Source organism: Leifsonia sp. NCR5 (genome assembly GCF_002105485.1).
Lineage (GTDB): Bacteria > Actinomycetota > Actinomycetes > Actinomycetales > Microbacteriaceae > Leifsonia.
In genome coordinates, this window is record NZ_NCSR01000003.1 from 26,024 (window position 1) to 46,402 (window position 20,379).

At 68.9% G+C, this 20,379-nt stretch carries 17 protein-coding genes; 9 read left to right on the forward strand and 8 right to left on the reverse strand.

Annotated features, from left to right (window positions below; translation table 11 throughout):
• Positions 1-25: 25 nt before the first annotated feature.
• Positions 26-1,096, forward strand: a complete 1,071-nt coding sequence (locus B7438_RS03615; protein WP_085368171.1) for a low specificity L-threonine aldolase — start codon at positions 26-28, stop codon at positions 1,094-1,096.
• A gap of 242 nt (positions 1,097-1,338) precedes the next feature.
• On the opposite strand, the gene B7438_RS03620 is transcribed toward B7438_RS03615, so the two are convergent.
• Positions 1,339-2,115: a GNAT family N-acetyltransferase gene (locus tag B7438_RS03620; protein ID WP_085368173.1), complete on the reverse strand. Its 777-nt coding sequence runs from the start codon at positions 2,113-2,115 to the stop codon at positions 1,339-1,341.
• A 100-nt stretch (positions 2,116-2,215) separates the two neighbouring features.
• Here B7438_RS03620 and B7438_RS03625 point away from each other — a divergent pair, with 100 nt between their 5' ends.
• The gene (locus B7438_RS03625; protein ID WP_085368174.1) at positions 2,216-2,509 is read left to right on the forward strand and encodes a hypothetical protein; all 294 of its coding nucleotides are present in this window, start codon (positions 2,216-2,218) and stop codon (positions 2,507-2,509) included.
• Between the two features lie 30 nt (positions 2,510-2,539).
• Here the strand turns inward: B7438_RS03625 and galU are convergent, their stop codons facing one another.
• The 4 genes from galU to B7438_RS03645 are packed head-to-tail and all read right to left on the reverse strand — an operon-like array spanning position 2,540 to position 8,089.
• Positions 2,540-3,613, reverse strand: coding sequence for a UTP--glucose-1-phosphate uridylyltransferase GalU (galU, locus tag B7438_RS03630; RefSeq protein ID WP_085368176.1), 1,074 nt, complete (start codon positions 3,611-3,613; stop codon positions 2,540-2,542).
• A gap of 16 nt (positions 3,614-3,629) precedes the next feature.
• Complete coding sequence (locus B7438_RS03635; RefSeq protein ID WP_085368178.1) at positions 3,630-5,024, reverse strand: UDP-glucose/GDP-mannose dehydrogenase family protein; 1,395 nt, start codon at positions 5,022-5,024, stop codon at positions 3,630-3,632.
• 25 nt (positions 5,025-5,049) lie between these two features.
• Complete coding sequence (locus B7438_RS03640; RefSeq protein WP_085368180.1) at positions 5,050-6,504, reverse strand: glycosyl hydrolase; 1,455 nt, start codon at positions 6,502-6,504, stop codon at positions 5,050-5,052.
• Between the two features lie 43 nt (positions 6,505-6,547).
• Positions 6,548-8,089: a glycosyltransferase gene (locus tag B7438_RS03645; protein WP_085368182.1), complete on the reverse strand. Its 1,542-nt coding sequence runs from the start codon at positions 8,087-8,089 to the stop codon at positions 6,548-6,550.
• Positions 8,090-8,568: 479 nt separating this feature from the next.
• Between B7438_RS03645 and B7438_RS03650 the strand changes: the two genes are divergently transcribed.
• The 3 genes from B7438_RS03650 (at position 8,569) to B7438_RS03660 (ending at position 12,183) form a co-directional block, all read left to right on the forward strand.
• Positions 8,569-9,159: a nitroreductase family protein gene (locus B7438_RS03650; protein ID WP_085368184.1), complete on the forward strand. Its 591-nt coding sequence runs from the start codon at positions 8,569-8,571 to the stop codon at positions 9,157-9,159.
• A gap of 173 nt (positions 9,160-9,332) precedes the next feature.
• Positions 9,333-10,730: an APC family permease gene (locus B7438_RS03655; protein WP_179150714.1), complete on the forward strand. Its 1,398-nt coding sequence runs from the start codon at positions 9,333-9,335 to the stop codon at positions 10,728-10,730.
• A 160-nt stretch (positions 10,731-10,890) separates the two neighbouring features.
• Positions 10,891-12,183: an ABC transporter substrate-binding protein gene (locus tag B7438_RS03660; protein ID WP_085368187.1), complete on the forward strand. Its 1,293-nt coding sequence runs from the start codon at positions 10,891-10,893 to the stop codon at positions 12,181-12,183.
• A gap of 75 nt (positions 12,184-12,258) precedes the next feature.
• Here B7438_RS03660 and B7438_RS03665 read toward each other — a convergent pair whose 3' ends face one another.
• From B7438_RS03665 to B7438_RS03675, 3 genes are all read right to left on the reverse strand, one after another.
• Positions 12,259-13,308 (reverse strand): zinc-dependent alcohol dehydrogenase family protein, encoded by a 1,050-nt coding sequence (locus B7438_RS03665; RefSeq protein WP_085368189.1) that lies wholly within the window; start codon positions 13,306-13,308, stop codon positions 12,259-12,261.
• A gap of 68 nt (positions 13,309-13,376) precedes the next feature.
• Positions 13,377-14,282: a homocysteine S-methyltransferase family protein gene (locus B7438_RS03670; RefSeq protein WP_247597185.1), complete on the reverse strand. Its 906-nt coding sequence runs from the start codon at positions 14,280-14,282 to the stop codon at positions 13,377-13,379.
• A 311-nt stretch (positions 14,283-14,593) separates the two neighbouring features.
• A complete protein-coding gene (locus tag B7438_RS03675) occupies positions 14,594-18,460 on the reverse strand; it encodes a putative Ig domain-containing protein (RefSeq protein WP_085368191.1) in 3,867 nt (1,288 codons plus the stop codon).
• Between the two features lie 198 nt (positions 18,461-18,658).
• On the opposite strand from B7438_RS03675, the gene B7438_RS03680 reads away from it, so the two are divergent.
• From B7438_RS03680 to B7438_RS03695, 4 genes are read left to right on the forward strand one after another with little or no spacing between them, the layout of a single operon-like run.
• Entirely contained in the window at positions 18,659-19,096 is a 438-nt protein-coding gene (locus tag B7438_RS03680; RefSeq protein WP_143465575.1) for a hypothetical protein, read from the forward strand.
• Positions 19,096-19,560: a GNAT family N-acetyltransferase gene (locus B7438_RS03685; protein WP_085368194.1), complete on the forward strand. Its 465-nt coding sequence runs from the start codon at positions 19,096-19,098 to the stop codon at positions 19,558-19,560. Before B7438_RS03680 ends, B7438_RS03685 begins: the two co-directional genes overlap by 1 nt.
• The gene (locus B7438_RS03690) at positions 19,557-19,856 is read left to right on the forward strand and encodes a hypothetical protein (RefSeq protein ID WP_085368196.1); all 300 of its coding nucleotides are present in this window, start codon (positions 19,557-19,559) and stop codon (positions 19,854-19,856) included. The genes B7438_RS03685 and B7438_RS03690 overlap by 4 nt, the downstream gene beginning before the upstream one ends.
• Positions 19,853-20,365, forward strand: coding sequence for a phage tail protein (locus B7438_RS03695; RefSeq protein ID WP_085368198.1), 513 nt, complete (start codon positions 19,853-19,855; stop codon positions 20,363-20,365). The genes B7438_RS03690 and B7438_RS03695 overlap by 4 nt, the downstream gene beginning before the upstream one ends.
• Positions 20,366-20,379: the final 14 nt, after the last annotated feature.

Genomic DNA, 20,379 nt, shown 5'->3' on the forward strand with positions numbered 1-20,379 from the left:
CTCTCACTCCTGCAAGGATGGATACGTGACGCTACAACTCCATGACCTCAACCTGCGCGGATTCGCCTCCGACAACTACGCGGGTGTCCACCCCGAGATCCTCGACGCCATCGCGGCCGCCAACGAAGGCCACCAGATCGCCTACGGCGAAGACGTCTACACGGCACGCCTGCACGACGTGTTCGCCGAGCACTTCGGCGAGGGCGTCCAGGTCTTCCCTGTGTTCAACGGCACGGGAGCGAATGTCGTCGGGCTGCAGTCGATGCTCCCCCGCTGGGGCGCGGTGGTGTGCGCGAAGACGGCGCACATCAACACCGACGAGGCAGGGGCTCCCGAGCGGGTCGCCGGCATCAAGCTGCTGCAGATCGAGACCCCGGATGGCAAGCTCACCCCCGACCTGATCGACAAGGAGGCGTGGGGCTGGGGCGACGAGCACCGGGCCCAGCCGCTCGTCGTGTCCATCACCCAGACCACCGAGCTCGGCACGGCATACAGCGTCGACGAGGTCAGGGCGATCGCCGACCATGTCCACTCGCTCGGCATGAAGCTGCACATGGACGGCGCACGCATCGCGAACGCTGCAGCATCGCTCGGCGCCCCCCTGCGCGCGTTCACCACCGACGCCGGCGTCGACGTGCTCAGCTTCGGCGGCACCAAGAACGGGATGCTCTACGGCGAGGCCGTCGTCGTGCTCAACCCCGAGGCGTCCGAGGGGCTGATCTACCTGCGCAAGCTGAACATGCAGCTCGCGTCGAAGATGCGCTTCATCTCGGCCCAGCTGATCGCGCTGCTCACGGACGACCTCTACCTGCGCTCCGCATCGCACGCGAACGCGATGGCGCACCGTCTCCGTACGGCGCTCGAAGCCGGCATCGCCGACGGGAGCATCGAGGGTGTCGGGTTCAGCCAGGCGACGCAGTCGAACGGCGTGTTCGCCACGCTGCCCGCCGGCGTCGCCGACCGCCTGCGCGAGCACTTCCGCTTCTACGACTGGGATGCGGCGCGTCACGAGGTGCGCTGGATGTGCTCGTTCGACACCACCGAGCACGACATCGACGCGTTCGTGGAGGCCCTGAAGCAGGAGCTCGCCGCCTAAGCAGTGCGGTTTTTGCGCTACAGCGTCAGATTTCTGACGTCAAGAGGTGCGAACACCCCAAGTGAGGGCCAGAATGACACTCCTACTGGGGTACAAAACGTGTCCTCCATATGACCCACACGAGCACTTTTTTCGCTAGTCTGTAATAGCCGGCGGAGGAACCCGAATATCCTCCGAAGGTAACCCCGAACGTATGCCGGGCTGCGTGGATTCCCTAGGTCCCCGCACCCGGCATCGTGGGTTTAACGGGTGGGTTCGGTGGCGGGTTCGGTCCAGTACGCATAGCGGGACGCCTCGACGAAACCGAGCCGCTCGTAGAGAGCGCGGGCCGGGGAGTTGGCCGCGGTGACCTGCAACCACAGGTGCAGGATGCCGTGCCGTTCGGCGTCTGCGGCGAGAGCTCGGATGATGGCCGCTGCGTGCCCGCGGCGGCGTTGGTCCGGCCTGGTCGCCACGGCGAACACGCCGCCCCACTCGCCCACGATGGCAAGGCGCGCGACGGCATCCGGATGGTCAGGGTCGCCCGTCGAGGCGTAGAGCGCCGGGTCGCCGGTGAGGATGCGCTCGGCGACGGCCTCTGCGTCAGCGCCGCCGCGCCCGTCGACGGACCACCAGAGGTCCATCCAGGCACGGGATGGGGTGGTGGCGATGGAGAGCGGTGCGGCAGGGGTGGAGGCACCGGCTGACGCCACAGCCGCTCGGTCGGCGACGAGGACGAGGGTGTCGGAGTGTTCGCGATAGCCCCTCGCGGCGAGCGCAGAGACGAGGGCGGGGTCGGTGGCCGGGCTGACCTGGAACACCGCGGGGAGGCCGCGGTCGCGGTATGCGCGCTCGGCCGCGGCGAGCGTGGCGGGCAGGCTCTCCGCATCCACTCGGCCGGTGGGGAGGACCGAGTTGGCGCGGTTGGTGACGCCGGAGGCGAAGCGGAGGGTCCAGGGGCCGAGGGGTTCGCGCTGGACGGAGGGCCAGCCGCGGTCGGCGAGCACGTCCAGCTCGGCGGGCGACGGGAGGGACTGCATGACGGCAACGCTATCCCGGAACGATGGCATCGCCGGTTGACTCCGCCGGGGAGGCGAGTAGCGTCGGTGAGCGGCTGATGCCGCACCCGAAAGGACCGAAATGACCGAGACGCTGACCGAATCCGTCGTCGCCGGACTGGGCGCGAAGACCGTCGCGCACGTGGTCCACTACCGACGCAAGACCTACGTGACCAAGCCGTCCGAAGGGTATGCGCTGTTGAAGCGCATCCGGACGCTGCTCAAAGACGGCACCACCGATCTCGTTCCCCTGGTGCACAGGGACGGTTTCGTGTGGCTCGCGATCGGGCCGGGCATCCCGGTCTCCGTCGACGAGATCGAGTCCGACCCCGGACACAGCGACCACCACACGCTCAAGCGGCTCGGGCTGGATTAGCCCGAGCCAGCTCGATGCGTGGGTCGGAGGTTACGCTCCGGCGACCGGGACGAGGTCGCGCTTGCGCGGCGACCGGTCAGGGGCCGGAGCGGCCGGAGCAGCGGCCGGCGCGGTGGCGACGGCCGGTTCGGCGGGCGCTGCCGGCTTGACAGGAACGGCGGGCTTGGCGGGGGCGGCCGGTGCCTGAGCTTCCGCGGCAGGAGCATCCTGGGCGCCCTCCGCCGCCGTGAACTCGCGCAGCCACGGCACGAGGTCTTTGCCGAGGTCGTCGCGGGCGGCGGCCAGCTGGACGATCGCCTTGATGTAGTCGAGACGGTCGCCCGTGTCGTAGCGGCGGCCGGAGAAGACCACGCCGTGCACGCCGCCTGTCCAGTCGGGAGCCGTCGCGAGGCCCTGCAGCGCATCCGTCAGCTGGATCTCGCCGCCCTTGCCCGGCTCCGTCTTCTCCAGGATGTCGAAGATCTCCGGGCGGAGGACGTAGCGGCCGATCACCGCGTAGTTCGACGGAGCGCTCGCGCGGTCGGGCTTCTCGACCAGTCCGGTGATGCGCACCACGTCGTCCTCGTCCGTCTCCACCACAGCGGCGGCGCCGTAGAGGTGGATCTGGCTGGGGTCCACCTCGAGGAGCGCCACGACCGTCGTGTTCAGCTGCTGCTGCACCTCCAGCATCCTGGACAGCAGCGGGTCGCGGGCGTCGATGATGTCGTCGCCGAGGAGCACGGCGAACGGCTCATGGCCGATGTGCATCTTGGCGCGCAGCACGGCGTGGCCGAGGCCCTTCGGGTCGCCCTGGCGCACGTAGTGCATGTCGGCGAGCGCCGTGGACTGGTTCACCTTCTCCAGGCGGTCGAGGTCGCCCTTCCTGGCGAGGGTGTCCTCGAGTTCGGTGTTGCGGTCGAAGTGGTTCTCCAGTGCGTTCTTGTTGCGGCCGGTGACGAGCAGCACGTCGTGGAGTCCCGCACCGACCGCCTCCTCGACCACGTACTGGATGGCCGGCTTGTCGACGACGGGAAGCATCTCTTTCGGCATGGCCTTGGTGGCGGGCAGGAAGCGGGTGCCGAGCCCGGCGGCGGGGATGACGGCCTTGGTGACGTAACTGGACATGATGGTTTCCTCTCGTTCAGCGCACGCCGGCAAGGGCGGCGAGGTCGTCGGCGATGGGGGCGCCCTCCGGCACCCTGCCCATGACGTGCACGGCCCAGCCGGCACGCGACCAGGCGGTGGCGTCGAGGCAGTTGCGGGCGTCGATCACGGTCTTGCCGTGCACGATGGCGGCGAGCGCGGCCGGGTCGGCCTCCACGAACTCGGGCCACTCCGTGAGCACGACCGTGACGTCTGCCCCGTTCACCGCCTCCTCGACGGAGTCGGCGTAGCCGAGCGTCGGGAACATGCGCTGGGCGGTGGCACGCGCCTCCGGGTCGTAGACGACGACCTGGGCTCCGCGGAGGTGCAGGGCCGCAGCCACGTTGAGGGCCGGCGAGTCGCGCACGTCGTCGGTGTGCGGCTTGAAGGCGGCGCCGAGCACGCCGATCCTGCGGTTGAGCACGGAGCCGCCGCAGGCTTCGAGGGCGAGGTCGATGACCCGCTGGCGGCGGCCCATGTTGATCTCGTCGACCTGCTGCAGGAGTCCGACGGCCGCGTGGGCGCCGAGCTCGCTCGACCGGTGCATCAGGGCGCGGATGTCCTTGGGCAGGCACCCTCCGCCGAAGCCGAGCCCCGCGTTGAGGAACTGGCGGCCGATGCGCACGTCGTGACCGAGCGCATCCGCCAGCAGGGAGACGTCGGCGCCCGCAGCGTCGCACACCTCCGCGATGGCGTTGATGAACGAGATCTTGGTGGCGAGGAACGCGTTCGCGCTCACCTTCACCAGCTCGGCGGTCGGCAGATCGGCGACGAGCACCGGCGTCCCCGCCTCGATCGGCGTCGCGTAGATGCGGCGCAGCACCGCCTCCGAGCGCTCCGACGTTCCGCCGAAGACCAGGCGGTCGGGAGAGAGGGTGTCCTCCACCGCTTTGCCCTCGCGCAGGAACTCGGGGTTCCAGACGAGTTCGGCGGAGACCCCATCCGGAAGCTCGGCGGCGACGATGGCCCGGAGGCGAGCCGCGGTGCCCACCGGCACCGTCGACTTGCCGACGATGACGCCGTCGTGGGTCATGTTCTGCGCGATCGACCGTGCGGCGGCCTCGACGTAGCTGAGGTTGGCGGCGAAGCTGCCGGACTGCTGCGGCGTTCCGACGCAGATGAAGTGCACGTCGGCGAGCGCGGTGGCCTCGGCGATGTCGGTGGTGAAGTTCAACCGACCGGATGCGACGTGCTCGGTGATGAGCTCGGGCAGCCCGGGCTCGAAGAACGGCACGCGGCCGTCGCGGAGGGCGTCGACCTTGCTCTGGTCGGTGTCGACGCCGATCACGTCGAAGCCGAGTTCCGCCATCGCCGCCGCGTGGGTCGCGCCGAGGTATCCGGTGCCGATCACGCTGATGCGCGGGGCGGGCTGTTCCTTCTTCTTGGTCGTCATTCGCGTTGTCCTTTCGCGGGGATGGCTAGGAGGCCGGGGTGAGGGTGAAGCGGTCTTCTGGTCGCGTGAGCCCGGCGATGAACGCCGAGAGCGTGTCCGCACGGGAGTCGATGCGCCAGTCGTTCGTGGCTCTGACCCCTTCGACGTAACTGGTGACCGCGAGGTTGAACCAGGAGAAGCCGACGATGTCGTCGTTCTCCGGTTTGCCGAGCGCGTTGAAGAAGTCGGTGACCCAGGCCGTCTTGTGTCCTTGGGTCTCCGATGCCCCGACCTCGGCGAGGACGATCGGCTTCTTCGTGATGGCACGGAGCTGGTCGAGGCTCGGCGTGAAGGTGTAATCGAAGGTGAAGGACTGGTCGGCCTTATACGGAGGACGCAGGTAGCCGGAGAGCCCGACCCAGTCGACGTAGTCGTCGCCGGGGTAGAGCGACGGGAGGTAGCCGTCGACCTTGTGCTGGGCAGGCAGGTTGTTGACGATGTTCGGCGCCCAGACCCAGATGACCAGGTCGTTCGCGCCCTCCGCCTGGAAGACGTCGTGGACGTGCTTCCACATCTTCACGTAGTCGCCCTGGCTGTTGCCGTTGATCGAGTTGCCCTTGCCGTCGGTCTCCGACCACGGGTACCAGACGCCGTTCATCTCGTGGTCGAGACGGATGGCGAGCGGCAGTCCGGTGGCGACGATGTCCTTGGCGTACTGGTGCAGGTAGGCGTCGAAGTCGCCTCCGATGATCTTCGGGAGCGAGTACTCCGGCGCATCCACCGAGTCGTTGCCTGCCGAGATGGGCCGGGACTCCCAGGTCATCATCGGCAGTCTGCCCTGCTGCCAGGCGCGGGTGACCGCGTTGGCGCGGAACGTCTCGTCCCAGCCGCTGAAGTAGCCGACGAGGTTCGGCTGCACGCCGACCTTCGCGCTGGTCGCGTCGAAGGTGGCCCAGTTGAACGGAGCCTGCTCGGTGTACATGCCGTAGTAGCGGCTGGCCGGCTGCAGCAGTTCCGCCTTGCTCGGCGCGGTGATGGGGGTGGGCTCCGGCGCGATGTTGCCGCCGCCGTTGCCGCTGCCGCCGGTGCCGCTGTTGCCGCCGGTTCCGCTCTTGGTTCCGGACGCTCCACTGCCCTTCGCACCCGCCGCCGTGTTCGCGGCGAGTGCGCCCTTCGCGCTGGCGAGCTGCAGCTTCGCCTGGGCGAGCGCCTTCTCCGCACTCACCGCGCGCTGCTGCGCCGTGGCGAGCTGCTTCGCGGTCGACGCCTGGGCGGCGAGCGCCTGCTGCTGCAGCGAGGTGAGCTTGCCGCTCTGGGTGGCGATGGTCTTCTTGGCGGTGCTGAGGTTCTTCTGCAGGCTGGCGTTCTGCGCGGCCAGCGGGTTGACGGCGGTCGCCGCCGCGTCGACCACGGTGCGGACCGCGCTCGTCGGGGACGACCAGACGTAGTAGGAGATGCCGCCGAGCACGAGGCTGAGGACGACGAAGGCTGCGGTGGTCATCAGGGAGCGCGACTTGGTCGCCGCCCACCAGTGAACTGCTTTGCTAGACAAGGAACAGGGCCTCCAGGGTCAGGATCGCGATACCGATCAGGTACGGGATGGCGGCGAGCGGGTTGAGCCGACGCCGCTCGGCGCGAGCGGTCTTGGTCTTGGGTGTGGATGCGGACGCCGGCGCTGCGGCCGTCGCCCTGCGGGTCTCTGCGCGGGTGGCCAGAGCCGTGGTGGTGGTCAGCCCGCCGACGGAGTCGGGGAGCTGCGGAAGCGCATCCGGAGTGGTGGGCGCATCCTTCGCCGAGGCCGCCAGGGCGATCTCGTCGTCGCTGCTGATCTCGTTCGGACCGCCGTTGTACGCGCCGGCGCGGGTGCCCCAGCCGCTGGCGTGCGCCATGCGGAAGAAGCCGAGCAGCCGGATCGGCATGAGGAAGAACGTCGAGACGATGATGAAGACCGGCAGGCGGAAGAAGTCGGACGGCTTCTCGGAGAGGTGCCTGATCTGGCGGATCGACATGCTGATCACGGAGGACGCGACCATCAGGGCGACGACGGTGAGCACACCGCCCTGCACGCCGTAGGCCTGCAGGAAGCCGGCGTAGAAGTTGTAGCCCTCGCCGGTGATCGAGCGGTAGACCCAGCCGCCGAGCACGCCCGCGAGGACGAACGGCAGGATGATGTCCGAGATGAAGAAGAACGCCAGCAGCGGGGCGTGGCCGAGCATCCAGGGCAGCATGCGCAGGGTGTTGTACTGGCTGCCGCGCGCCCAGCGGAGCTGCTGCTTGAACAGCTTCTTCACCTTGAGCGGCGCATCCGTGTAGACCAGGCTGGTGTGCTGGTAGACGGTGCGGTAGCCCTCCTTGAGGGTGAGGTTGGTGAGCGTGCGGTCGTCGGAGACCTCGAGGAAGACGCCGAGGAACTTCTCGTTCATGAACTTGTCCATGACGCGCATCAGGATCGAGCGGCGGAACGCGATGGTGCGACCGGGAAGGCAGCCGATCTGCCCGACGACGCTCTGCGCCGGCATCGAGTACAGCGCCCGGGAGTTCTCCAGCCAGTCCGCCCAGCGGGTGATCCAGCTGCGCTCCGGCTCCAGGATGCGCTGCTTGGTCGTGACGCCGCCGACGCGCTCGTCCTTGAACGGCTTGACGAGCTCGGAGAGGGTGTCCTCCGTCCAGACGGTGTCGGAGTCGACCAGCACGGTGATGTCGCCCGTGGACATCCTCGTGCCGATCATCACGGCGTTGCGCTTGCCGGGGATCGGGGTGTGCACCCAGCGCACCAGCGGGGCGAACTCCTCGCACACCTCGACCAGGCCGGGGTTGGGGGCGCCGTTGATGACGACGATGATCTCACCGGGCTTCTGCTCCACCATGCGGCCGATGACGTCGCGGAACAGGTCGAGCGGTTCGTCGACGACGGGGACGACCACGCTCGTGGAGACCTCGAAGTCCTCGGTGTATGCGCGGTATCGCCGGGAGACGGCCACCTTGATGATCCAGATGACCCAGATGAAAGCGGAGTAGACGGCGAACAGATAGAACTCTGGATGGCCCTCCAGCATGTGCCGGATCTGCAAAATGAAAATGAACACGGGACGAGACCTCTCAGGGGGGACAGGGGTTGCATCCACGTCTCTGGGGATCTGGGCGGTCGGGTTGATCAAGTTGTAGCTGTGGGCTCTCTCACGGCGCAAGCGAGGTTTTCTCGGTGGTCACGGCGGGAAACGGCGGCCCCGGATGTGCCCCTGTCCGCCGACACGCGGACACCTGGAGGCTGTCGGCAGAATGGTGGACACACCCCCGTTCAGGGGAGGCGTAACGGCAGGTCAGGAATGGAATCGCTCGGACGGTCGATCGGGCGACCGGGGGACGATGACCGGGGGACGACGGGGCCGTTTTGTACCCCGGATGCGGGTAGAAAAACTATGACGCGAAACGGCTGAGAATTAACACAGCCGTAACAATCGATTCACTCCCGGGAGCAGGAATACTCGCCAGCAAAATGTGTTTGCATGGAGATAGCTTGGCAATGGAGACAAGCGCATCCATGTCGTCAAGCACCAGGAGAGTCATGTCCATCGCCGAGCTGAATTCGCGCGCCGCCGTCACCGCAGCACCCCTCATCCCCGCACTCGCCGAGCGCTGGAGCCCCCGCGCCTTCGACCCGACCGCCGTCGTTCCGGAGACCGCTCTGACCGCGGCTCTCGAGGCAGCGCGCTGGTCGCCGTCCGCCAGCAACACGCAGCCGTGGCGCTTCATCGTCGCCCGTCGCGGAAGCGCCGAGTTCGACACCATCGCCTCCGCCCTGATGGGCTTCAACCAGGCGTGGGCGGGCTCGGCGAGCGCGCTGATCGTCGCCATCGCCGAGATGGAGGACGCGGAGGGCACCCCGCGCCGCTGGGCGACGTACGACCTGGGTCAGGCCGTCGCGCACCTCAGCGTCCAGGCCCACCACGACGGACTGCACGTGCACCAGATGGGCGGATTCGACGTGGATGCGCTCCGCTCGGCGTTCGACATCGAGGAGCGTTTCGTGCCCACCTCCGTCAGCGCCATCGGCATCCTCGGCGACCCGGAGGCCCTTCCCGACCCGCTGCGCGAGCGCGAGCTCGCACCCCGCTCGCGTGCCGCGCTGGACGAGATCGTCGTCGTCAACGCCTGAGAGCAGCCGGTCAGCAGTACCCGAGGAGGGCGTCGTCAGCGACGCCCTCCTTTTTTCGCGTCTTCGTCGAATTTGCCGGCCGCCCGATCTGTGGGAATATGGCCGAACTCAGACGGCCAAGCACTGTCGCGGGTCGCTGCAGGGACGCAGCGTCGCCCGCTGAAGGAGAGACGATGACGACTCCCATCGCCCCGGCGATCGCCACCGGCGGGAAGCTCAAGCGCAACCTCGGCCTGTGGGCCATCGTCGGCCTCGGGCTCGGCTACATGACCCCGACCGTCGTCTTCGACACGTTCGGCATGGTGGCACGCGACACGAACAACGTCGTGCCATCCGCCTACCTGGTCGCTCTCGTCGTGATGATGTTCACGGCCGTCAGCTACGGCAAGATGGCCGGGGCCATCCCGAGCGCCGGATCGGCGTACACCTACGTGCGCGAGTCCATCCACCCGAACGTCGGGTTCCTGGTGGGCTGGACGTCGCTGATCGACTACGTGCTGCTGCCGATGGTCAACTGCCTCATCATCCGGAGCTACCTGGAGGCGCTGTTCCCCAGTGTGCCCGGCTGGATCTGGGTGGTCATCTACTGTGCGGTCGTCACCTCGATCATCTACCTGACGATGCGCGGCACGTCGAACATCAACATGCTGCTGCTCGTGTTCGCCGTGGTGGTGATGGCGGTGTTCGTGATCATGGTCATCGCGCAGCTGGTGCAGGGCGAGGGGGCTGGAACGATCGCCTCCGCCCAGCCGTTCTTCCACGACGCCGTGACGCTCGGAGCCGTGCTCACCGGGGCCACCATCGTCTGCTTCTCGTTCATCGGCTTCGACGCCGTGACGATGTACGCCGAAGAGGCGAAGTCGCCGAAGATCATGCCGAGGGCGATCCTGTTCACGGTGATCATCGGCGGCGCGATCTTCCTGATCACGTCGTACTTCACCCAGCTCAGGTTCCCGTCGTCCGACGAGTTCCCGACCGCGGCCATCGAGGACAGCACACTCCCGGAGATCGGCAAGCAGGTCGGCGGCCAGACGCTGCAGGCGGTGCTCACAGCCGCCGGGTTCGCCGCGACGCTGGCCTCCGGGCTGGCCTCGCACGCCTCGGTGTCCAGGATGCTGCTGGTGATGGGGCGCAACAACGTGCTGCCCAACCGGTTCTTCGGCCACATCAACGCCAAGACGTCCACGCCGACCTTCAACATCGTGCTCGTCGGCGCGATCAGCCTGCTGGCCGCCGCGTTCACACTGGAGACGATCGCCGCGTTCATCAACTTCGGCGCGCTCATCGCGTTCACCTTCGTCAACATCTCGGTGATCGCCTGGTTCGCCATCCGCAAGGGCCGCAGGCGCACGCCGCGCGACATCGTCACGTTCATCGTCCTGCCCGCGATCGGGATGCTCCTGACGGGCATCCTGTGGGCCAACCTCCACGTCGACGCACTGATCGGCGGGAGCATTTGGATGGCGCTCGGGTTCGTCTATCTGCTGGTGCTGACGCGCGGTTTCCGCCGCAGCGTCCCCGGCTTCGACGAGAGCCAGCCGGTCACCGGGTTCAACAAAGCCGTCAAGTAGCGCGCGCTCGGAGGCCCTTCCGAGGCCTCGGATCGGTCGTTTCGAAATCGTTATCGAAGTTTGGCCATTTCGATGGACAAACAACATATTCGGATGCGAAGCTCGGCAGGCGACGGCGCGACCGTCGCACGTCGTGAACCGTTATCAAGGAGTTTCCACAATGAAGAGGAATATTCGCGTCGCGGGCGTTCTCGCACTTGTCGCGGGCACTGCGCTGCTCGCCACAGGCTGCAGCGGCTCAGGCACAACGCCCAGCAACGGCAAGGTCACCATGTCCTTCTGGGACAACTCGACGACCGGCCCCGGCAAGGCGTTCTGGGTCAAGACGATCGCGGACTTCGAGAAGGCCAACCCGAACGTCACCATCAAGCTTCAGACGGTCCAGAACGAGGACCTCGACGGCAAGCTCCAGACCGCGCTCAACTCGGCGTCCGCACCGGACATCTTCCTGCAGCGCGGCGGCGGCAAGATGAACGCCATGGTCGACGCCGGCCAGCTGATGGACATCACCGACTCGATCGACGCGACCACCAAGGCGTCCGTGAACGCCGGCGTGCTCAAGAGCAACGAGTACAAGGGCAAGATCTACGCGATGCCCGTCAACGTGAACCCCGAGGGCATCTTCTACAGCAAGGACCTGTTCAAGGCGGCGGGGATCGACACTCCCCCGACCACCATGGACGAGCTGAACGCCGCCATCGTCAAGCTCAAGGCGACCGGCGTCGCCCCCGTCGCCGTCGGCGCGAAGGACGCCTGGCCTGCTGCGCACTGGTACTACAACTTCGCTCTGCGCGAGTGCAGCGAGAGCGCGCTCAACAAGTCGGCGGCATCCCTCGACTTCAGCGACAAGTGCTGGACGAAGGCCGGAGAGGACCTCAAGGCGTTCAACGACACCAACCCGTTCAACAACGGCTTCCTCACCACCCCCGCCCAGCAGGGCGCAGGCAGCTCCGCCGGCCTCCTGGCCAACCACAAGGCGGCGATGGAGCTCATGGGCGGATGGGACCCGGGAGTGATCGCGTCGCTCACCCCCGACCAGAAGCCGCTGCCCGACCTCGGATGGTTCCCCTTCCCGTCCGTCCCCGGCGGAGCAGGCGATCCCAGCGCCATGATGGGCGGCGTCGGCGGGTACTCGTGCTCGGCGAAGGCCCCGAAGAAGGAGTGCACCGCGTTCCTCAACTACATGACGACGAAGTCGGTGCAGGAGGAGAACTACACGGCCTTCAACGCGATCCCGGTCAACAAGGACGCGCAGAGCGGCATCACCGACTCCGTGACCAAGTCGGAGCTGGATGCGTACAACAACACCAAGTTCATGGCCCAGTTCCTCGACACCCTGCTCGGGCAGAACGTCGGCAACGCGATGAACACCGGAGTGGTCAACCTGCTCGCAGGCAAGGGCTCGGCGGCGGACATCATCGACACCGTCAACCAGGCAGCCTCCAAGGGTTAGCCGGACACCCGCGATAACCGATCGGGGGCGACGCGCAGTGTGCGCGTCGCCCCCGATTTCTCGATGGTGGCCGGCTCAGGGACGGAGGAGCACCTTGATGGCGCGGCGCTCATCCATTGCCGCGTACGCCTCGGCCGCCTCGGAGAGCGGGAGCTCCAGGTCGAAGACGCGGCCGGGGTCGATGGCGCCGGACCAGACATCCTGCAGCAGCTCCTCGACGTAGTTGCGCACGGGAGCGACACCGCCGTTCACGCCGACGTTGTTGTTGAACAGCGGGCGCACAGGCAGCTCAGGGCCGCCGTTGGGGACGCCGACGTATCCGACCATGCCGCCGGGGCGCGCCGAACGGATCGCCTGGTCCATCGACTCCTTGGTGCCGACCGCCTCGAGCACACAGTCTGCCCCGATGCCGCCGAGCAGCTCCTTGACCGCCGCGACGCCGTCGTCGCCGCGCTCGGCGACGATGTCGGTCGCGCCGAACGCGCGTGCCAGTTCCTGACGCGACTCGTGCCGCGACATCGCGATGATGCGCGAAGCGCCCAGGCGCGCGGAGGCGAGCACCGCGCACAGCCCGACCGCGCCGTCGCCCACCACGACGACCGTGCTGCCCTCGGTGACCCCGGCGGAGACGGCGGCGTGGTGGCCGGTGCCCATCACATCCGAGAGCGTCAGCAGGCTCGGGATCAGGTCGTCGCTCGGGTATTCCGGCGTCGCCACGAGTGAACCGTCCGCGTGCGGGACGCGCACCTTCTGACCCTGGCCGCCGTCGGCGAAGCCGCCGAGCTTGTCGTCCGACCCCCACCATCCGCCGTTGAGGCAGGAGGTGCTGACGCCGTTCTTGCAGTTGACGCACGTCATGTCGCAGTCGTAGAACGGCGCGATGACGAAGTCGCCGGGGGCGATCGTCTTCACGTCCGGCCCCACCTCCTCGACGACGCCGACGAACTCGTGACCGATGCGGTGCGCGTGGTGCGTCGGCGTGACCCCGCGGTACGGCCACAGGTCGGAGCCGCAGACGCAGGCTGCGACGACGCGCACGATGGCGTCGCCCCCGGTGGACAGGACGGGATCGGGGACCTCTTCGACGCGGATGTCTTTTTCACCGTGGATGACCGTTGCAAGCATGGTCAGAAGCCTACGCCGCACGGTGGAGGCCTGCGGCTGTCCGCCTGCTCCGGGGAGCGTCGACCGATTCACCCTGACCGATCAATGCTCGCCCACAGCGCAGCGACGTGCCGGCTGTCTGTGCCGCAGCATCCGCCGATGACCGTCACCTGGGGTAGCTGAACGAGAAGCTCCCGTGTCGCTCGGACGAGGAGGGGAAGATCACCGGAATCGAGTTCCTCCATCTCGTCGAGTTCGGCGTGCGAAAGCGTCGAGGCGTTCGGGCGGAAGAACGTGAGACGCTCCTGCCACGATTCACCATCGAGCGCGGCCATGAGGTGTGTCGGGTGGGCACAGTTGACACCATAGAAGTCGGCCGGAGCCGCCGCATCCACCGATGCGATCGCGTCGACCAGCCGGCTTGCGTCCGGCAGTCGCCCATCGGTTTCGACGGTGAAGGAGATCGAGACCGGGACGCCTACGCTCCGGGCGGCGCGCACGACGCCGATCGCCTCGGCGGCCCCGGTCATCGTCATAGCGTGAACGAGGTCGGCTCCGGCATCGGCGAGCGACTGCACCTGCGGCAGGTGAAACGCCGCCGCCTCGTCGGCGTCGCCATCCGCAGCGATGTACCCGTCGCCGCGAGGCCCGATACATCCCGAAACCAGGCCGTCGAGCGCTCCGGCATCGGCGAGCACAGACCGGATGAGCGCGACCGCATCCCGGTTCGTCCGGTCGAGGGAAGCCTCGTCGTAGCCGAGCTCACCGCCCCAGGCCGAGTTGGCTCGCCAGGTGGGTGTCTCGAGTAGCACTCCCGCGTCCGCCGCGTGCGCGATCGCGGCGTAGTCGGCGTAGTAGCGCCGCAGCAGGTCGATCCCGTCGGCGCTCTCCAGGATCGGGAAAGCGGCGAAGGAGGGCAAGTCGATTCCGTGGTTGAAGATGAGGTCGGTCTCGAGGCCTCCGTCAGTCACCCATTTCCCGTCGAGCATTCCCATGGTCAGCGCCTTTCCAGACCGCGTGCACACCATGCACCAGATCAGTAACGAGATGCTACTCGCCTGCGTCTCCTCGACAGGGCGAGGTGCTTGTCTCGCCGGGGCCGCCGCGCAGAGGGTGGTCACGGTGGGCGAGTTACCCAAGGCGTAACATTTTCCACGTCAGGTTTCTGTTATGGTTGGCGGAATCGTGACGAGCGGGTGAGATCTGGACAGCGTTCGCCATGCCGCTCGCGGCCGGGCTGATCTGCCTCGCCCTGTACCTCCGCACCACCGACGACCGGTGACGTTCGGCGCGGCTTCGCGTCGCGCTATGGCTGCTGCGGGCGGCGGCGGAAGGCGACGAGCGCGCCTGCTGCGAGGAGCAGGACCGCGAGGGCGGCGAGCCCGGACGCGTCGAGGCCGGTCGCGGCCAGGCCGGAGCCGCCGGACGCGGTCGGCGCACTGGGCGCACCTGGCGTGGCCGGCGTGCCAGGCGTCCCCGGCGTCCCCGGGTCGACCGGGGCGGTCGGCAACGCGATGTCGGTGCGCACGAAGCGAGGCGTGCCGTCCGGGCCGATGCCGCTCGCGACCAGCGAGTGCGCGCCCGTCAGTCCCGCGGGGATCGTCACCGTCGCCGTGGCCGAGCCCGTGGCGTCGGCCGTGACCGTCGCGAGGACGACCGGGCTGGAGTAGATGCCGAAGGTGACGGGGGCCGCTGGGGCGAAGCCGCTGGCGGTCAGCGTGAGCTGCTGGCCCGTTGTCACCGTCGTCGGAACGCCGGAGAGCGGCCCTGCCGCCGTGGGCGGGAGGGGCGGCAGGGGCACGGCGGCGGCGTCGACGACCGCGACGGTCACGACCTGCACGAGGTCGGGCTGTCCCGGCGTCGTTGCGGTGATGGTGACAGTGGATGCGCCGGCCTGGTCGGTCGTGACGCCCCGGATGCTCGCGGTCCCGTCGCCGTTGTCCGTGAAGGTCAGCCCGGCGGGGAGGGGTGTCGACGACAGTGCGCCGATCGCCGGGTAGGCGTGGCCGGTGGTCACCGTCGCGTCGACCGCGACACCGCGCGTGACTGTCAGGGCGGCTGGGCTGGTGAACGTCGGCGTCTCGATCACCGTGACCGTGAGCGTCTGCGTCGCCGAGGCTGCGCGTCCGTTCGTCGCCGTCAGGGTGACCGCGTACGCGCCGCCCTCACCAGGTGCCGGGGTCCCGGACAGTGTCGCCGTGCCGTCGCCGTTGTCGGTGAACGCCAGTCCGGACGGCAGTGTCCCGCTCGCCGAGACGGTCGTCGCCGCGGGGAATCCCGGCGCCGTCGTGACGGTGAACGATCCGGCGCTGCCAACGCTCATCCCGGCGGTGGCCGCGGAGGTGAAGCCCGGGGACTGCAGCACGGTGAGCACGAAGGCCTGGCTGGCGTTCGGCGTGAAGCCGTTGTTCGCGGTGATCGTGAACGGGTACAGGCCACCGGATGCTGCGGGTGGGTCGACCGAGATGGTCGCCGTTCCGTCGTGGTGGTCGGTGAAGGTCGCCCAGGCGGGAAGCGCGCCCGTCGCGGCAAGCGTCGCAGACGGGAAGCCCGCCGTGGTGACAGCGATGTCCTGGACGCCGGCGCCCGCCGTGACCTCGGCGGCGGCCGGGCTCGAGATGGTGGGGGCGTCGCCGACGGTCAGACGTGCGTCGGTGTGCGAGCTGCCCGCCGCGTTGGTGAAGACGGCGCGGAGGATGCGGCCGTCGTCGATGGTGCGCGCGGTGAGCGACACCGTGGTCGACGTCGCTCCGGGGATCTGGACGAACGACGCCCCGTTGTCCGACGAGACCCACCACTGAACCGCCGGGGCGGGGAAGCCGCTCGCGGCGGCCGTGAAGCTCACCGTGGCTCCGACGTTCGCGGTCTGGTCCGCCGCGGCGACAGTCACCACGGGGGCCGCGTGCACGAGGAGCTGGAAGGACTGGGTCGCATCCTGGCCCACCCCGTTGGCGGCGGTGATCGTGACGACCGTGCTCCCGCCGGGACCGGTGGGGGTGCCGGAGATGGTGCCCGTGCCGTCGCCGTTGTCGGCGAAGACCAGACCGGCGGGCAGAGTCCCGGTGACCGCGAGCGCCGAGACGGCGGGGTACGCGTGCCCGGTGGTGACGGTGAACGCCGCCGCGGTGCCGAGCGTGGTGGTCACGCTCGGCGCGCTGGTGATGCGCGGCGACTCGTTCACGGTCAGCGTGAACGACTCGACAGCCGTGGCGCCGACGCCGTTCGAGGTCTGGAGGGTCACCGGGTACACCCCGCCAGACCCTGCCGACGGTGTCCCGGCGATGGAGGCGGTTCCGTCGTGGTGGTCGGTGAACGTCACGCCGGACGGGAGCGTGCCGGTCACGGTGATCGGCGTGGGGGTCGGGCGGCCGGATGCGGTCACGGTGAAGCTCCCGCTCGATCCAGCCGCGAACGTGCTCGCTGCCGCGCTCGTGAAGGCGGCGGCCTGCTGCACCACGATGGTCACCGTCTGAGCGACACTGGACGGCGATGCGGCGTTCCTGGCCGTGACGGTGACGGGATAGTCGCCCGCGCTGCCCGCTGCCGGGACCCCGCTGATGGTCGCGGTGCCGTTGCCGTTGATCGTGGCGGTCAGTCCGGGCGGCAGGGTGCCGGTGAAAGTGAGCGCAGGAGCGGGATAGCCGGTGGCGACCACCGTGAACGATGCCGGGGTGCCGACGACGGCGCCGAACGTGGACGGCGACGTGAACGACGCGAGCGTGTAGACCGAGACGGGGGCGGACACCGTGCCGCCGTCGAGCTGAGCGGTCGCGGAACCCACCCCGCCCGTCGCGCCCGCCGTGTATGTCGAGGAGGCGACACCGGCAGCGATGGTCGACGACGCACCGATCGACGACCCGGCCGGCAGCGCGTTCGACCAGGCGACGGGGAGGCCGTCGAACGCCGTGAGCGACGACGACGCGACCGCCGCGCCCGCCGAGTCGAGGAGGAGGCTCGCGGTGAAGGTCGACGTGGTCGCCGGGCGCACGATCGGCGACGGGTTCGCGGTGGCCGTCAAGCGCAGGTACGGCGTGTACGCCGCGGCCGTGGTGCCGCTCACCGTGTCGCATCCGGAGCCGCCCGGGCCGGTCGAGCATCCCCACCAGTTCTGGGTCGCGAGCGCCGAGCCCCCGGCGACGGCGAGCGCCGGAGCGGTGTTCCCGGTGATCCTGTTGAAGTGGGCGGTGAGGGAACCGGCCATCACGGCGACGGCGGAGCCGCCCGTTCCGGTGTTGCCGGTGAACGTCGAACCGGTGATCGAGAGCGAGCCGCCGTTCAGCCAGACGGCCGAGCCGGTGGACGGTCCTCCGCTCGACACTCCTGCATTGTTCGCGAAGGTGCTTCCCGTGATGCTCATCGGCGTCGACCCGGCGACGTCGCTGATCGCGAGCGCTCCTCCGCCGTTGCCGACCGGGCTCGTCGCCGTCGTGGTGTTGCCGGTGAACCGGCTGCCGGTGATCGAGAGCTTCTCGCCGGACGCCGTGCCCTGCGCCTGGTATGCGATGGCACCGCCCGCGCTGCTGCCGGCGTCGTTGCCGGTGAAGGTCGAGTCGACGACGGTGAGCGCACCGCCGATGAACTGGATGGCGCCGCCGGGGTTCGCTGTGCTCTGGCCCGTCGCCGCGTTGGCCTTGTTGCCGGAGAACGTCGAGTTGCGGATGGTGAGGGAGTCGAGCGTCGCTGCGCTGCCGGAGCCGCCGATCAGTGCCCCGCCTCCCATGACGTTGTCGACGCCGCCGAGCACCGAGAGTCCGTCCAGCGTCACGGAGACGCCGCCGACACCGCTCGGGTCGAGCACGAACACCTGCTTCTCCCCGGCGCCCACCACCTTCGGGGACGCACCGGATGCCGCTGCCAGGGTGATGTCCGCTCCGGATGCGGTGCCCACCGTCAGCGGGCCGAGCGTGTCGTCGAGCGCGTACGTTCCCGCGCCGACCGTGATGTCCCACGCGCCGCCCGCGTTGTTCGCGACACAGAGCGCGTTGCGGAGGGTGACCGGGTTCGCCAGTGTGGTCCCGCCCGAGCATGCACCGGTCGTATCCGTGTCGGCCGTGCTGGTGACCACGACGGTCGAGCCCGCCGCCAGCGCTGGTGCGGGACCGGTGAGTATCCCGGCGGTCGCGAGAAGGAGGGCGGTGACGACCGAGAGGGCGCGCACGGGTACGGACGGCATGGGCGGTCGGGCTCCCTCTGCCAACCCGGGTCGCTGGCCTAGTTATGAGTGCATTGCGATGCTATCGGCACCGGCGCGTCCGCGAATGCCCCCTCTGTGAGTGTCAGAACGCGAGGCGGCGATGCCCTAGGCTCGCAGTCGAACTCCCGCGGCGACCCGACCCGCGCGGTGCCCGCAGGAAGGACTCTCGTGCCCGAGGTGTCACGTCGAACCGTCATGGTCTCTGCGCTGAGCGGGCTGGGTGTCGCCGCCGTCGCCGCGGCAGCTCCCGCCGTTCCCGCGTTCGCGGGGACCGCATCCCGAGCAGCCGCCGCGATCCCGGCGACCGCTGCGGCCGCCGTCGAGCCGACGCGCTCGCTCTACCTCCCCGCCGTCGGACGCGCCTTCACCGCCGTCTCGGACGAGCGCACCATCCACCTCACCCTCGCGAGCGTCGACGACGTCGCCGGAGGGGCGGACGCGGGTCACGAGCACCGTTTCGGTCTGCACTTCACCGCCGCCGCCGGATACGAGGCGGCTGACGGCATCTACACGCTCACCGCCGACGGCGTGCCGGCGACGACGCTGTTCCTCGTCGCGATCGGGCCGAGGCGCATGACGCGCTCGCTTCAGGCCATCGTCATTCGGAACCTGTGATGCTGACCGACACGATCGGGTTCCGTGCCGCCACCCCGGACGACGCCGCCCTGGTGCGCGCGATCTTCGACGACGCAAAGCGGAGCGAATTCCCCGGCATCGACGGCCCCGCGCTCGACCAGCTGCTCGACCTGCAGTTCCGTGCAGCATCGGCGGAGCGGGCATCGCGGCATCCCGGCGCCGTCACCTCGCTCGTCCTCCTCGACAGCGAGGTGGTCGGCTCGATCACGGCCGACCACACCGGCAGGGATGCGCACCTCGTCGATCTCGCGATCCTCTCACAGCACAGAGGCGGCGGCCTCGGCTCGCGCGCCCTGTCCTGGCTCGCGGCCTCGGCCGACCGGGTGACCCTCACCGTCTGGGCGCTGAACGACGGCGCGATCCGGCTGTATCGGCGGCACGGTTTCACGACCGTGTCCGAACAGGGAGGCTACCTGGCCATGAGCACGGGGGCCGCCCGATGAGCCTTACGGCATACGAGCGCTGGAGCGCGGCGAACGGCGCCGACCTGGAGGCCGTGGATGGGGCAGGAACGCGGTACCGCATCCACCTGGCGTCGATCAGCGACCAGCAGACCGACGGCGCCTGGACGACGTTCTCACTCGAGTTCCGCGCGGGGACGGACTTCCCCGCCGAGCAGAACAGCTACGACATCGTCGGCGCCGGGATCGCCGAACCCGTCTTCGTCGTGCCGCTCGCGCGCGACGCAGAGGGGCTCCGCCTCGAAGCCGTCTTCACCCAGGACAAGGAGCAGGCATGAGTCAGCCGTACGTCGGAGAGATCCGGATGTTCGCGGGCACCTTCGCGCCGGTGGGATGGGCGCTCTGCACCGGCGGTCTGCTGCCGATCTCGGACAACGATGTGCTGTTCCAGGTCATCGGGACGACATACGGCGGCGACGGCATCGAGACCTTCGGCCTGCCGGACCTGAGCGGGCGCCTTCCCGTGCACCAGGGCACCGGGCCCTCGCTGGGTCGCACCTTCACGATGGGCGAAGCCGCTGGGGCGGAGACGGTCCAGCTCGGTGTGCAGCAGCTCCCCCGGCACGGGCACCCGATCGCCGCGGCGGCGACGGCGACCACGCCGTCCGCCTCCGGCAACTACCTGGCCGGCTGGGCCGACGTCCCGTTCAGCACGGACACGCCCACGGCCCAGCTCGGAACGGCACTCAACCCGGCCGGCGGCAATCAGGCGCACGACAACATGCCGCCGTACCTCGCCATCAACTACATCATCTCGTTGTACGGCCTGTTTCCGTCCCAGACTTGAACACATTGAGGAGA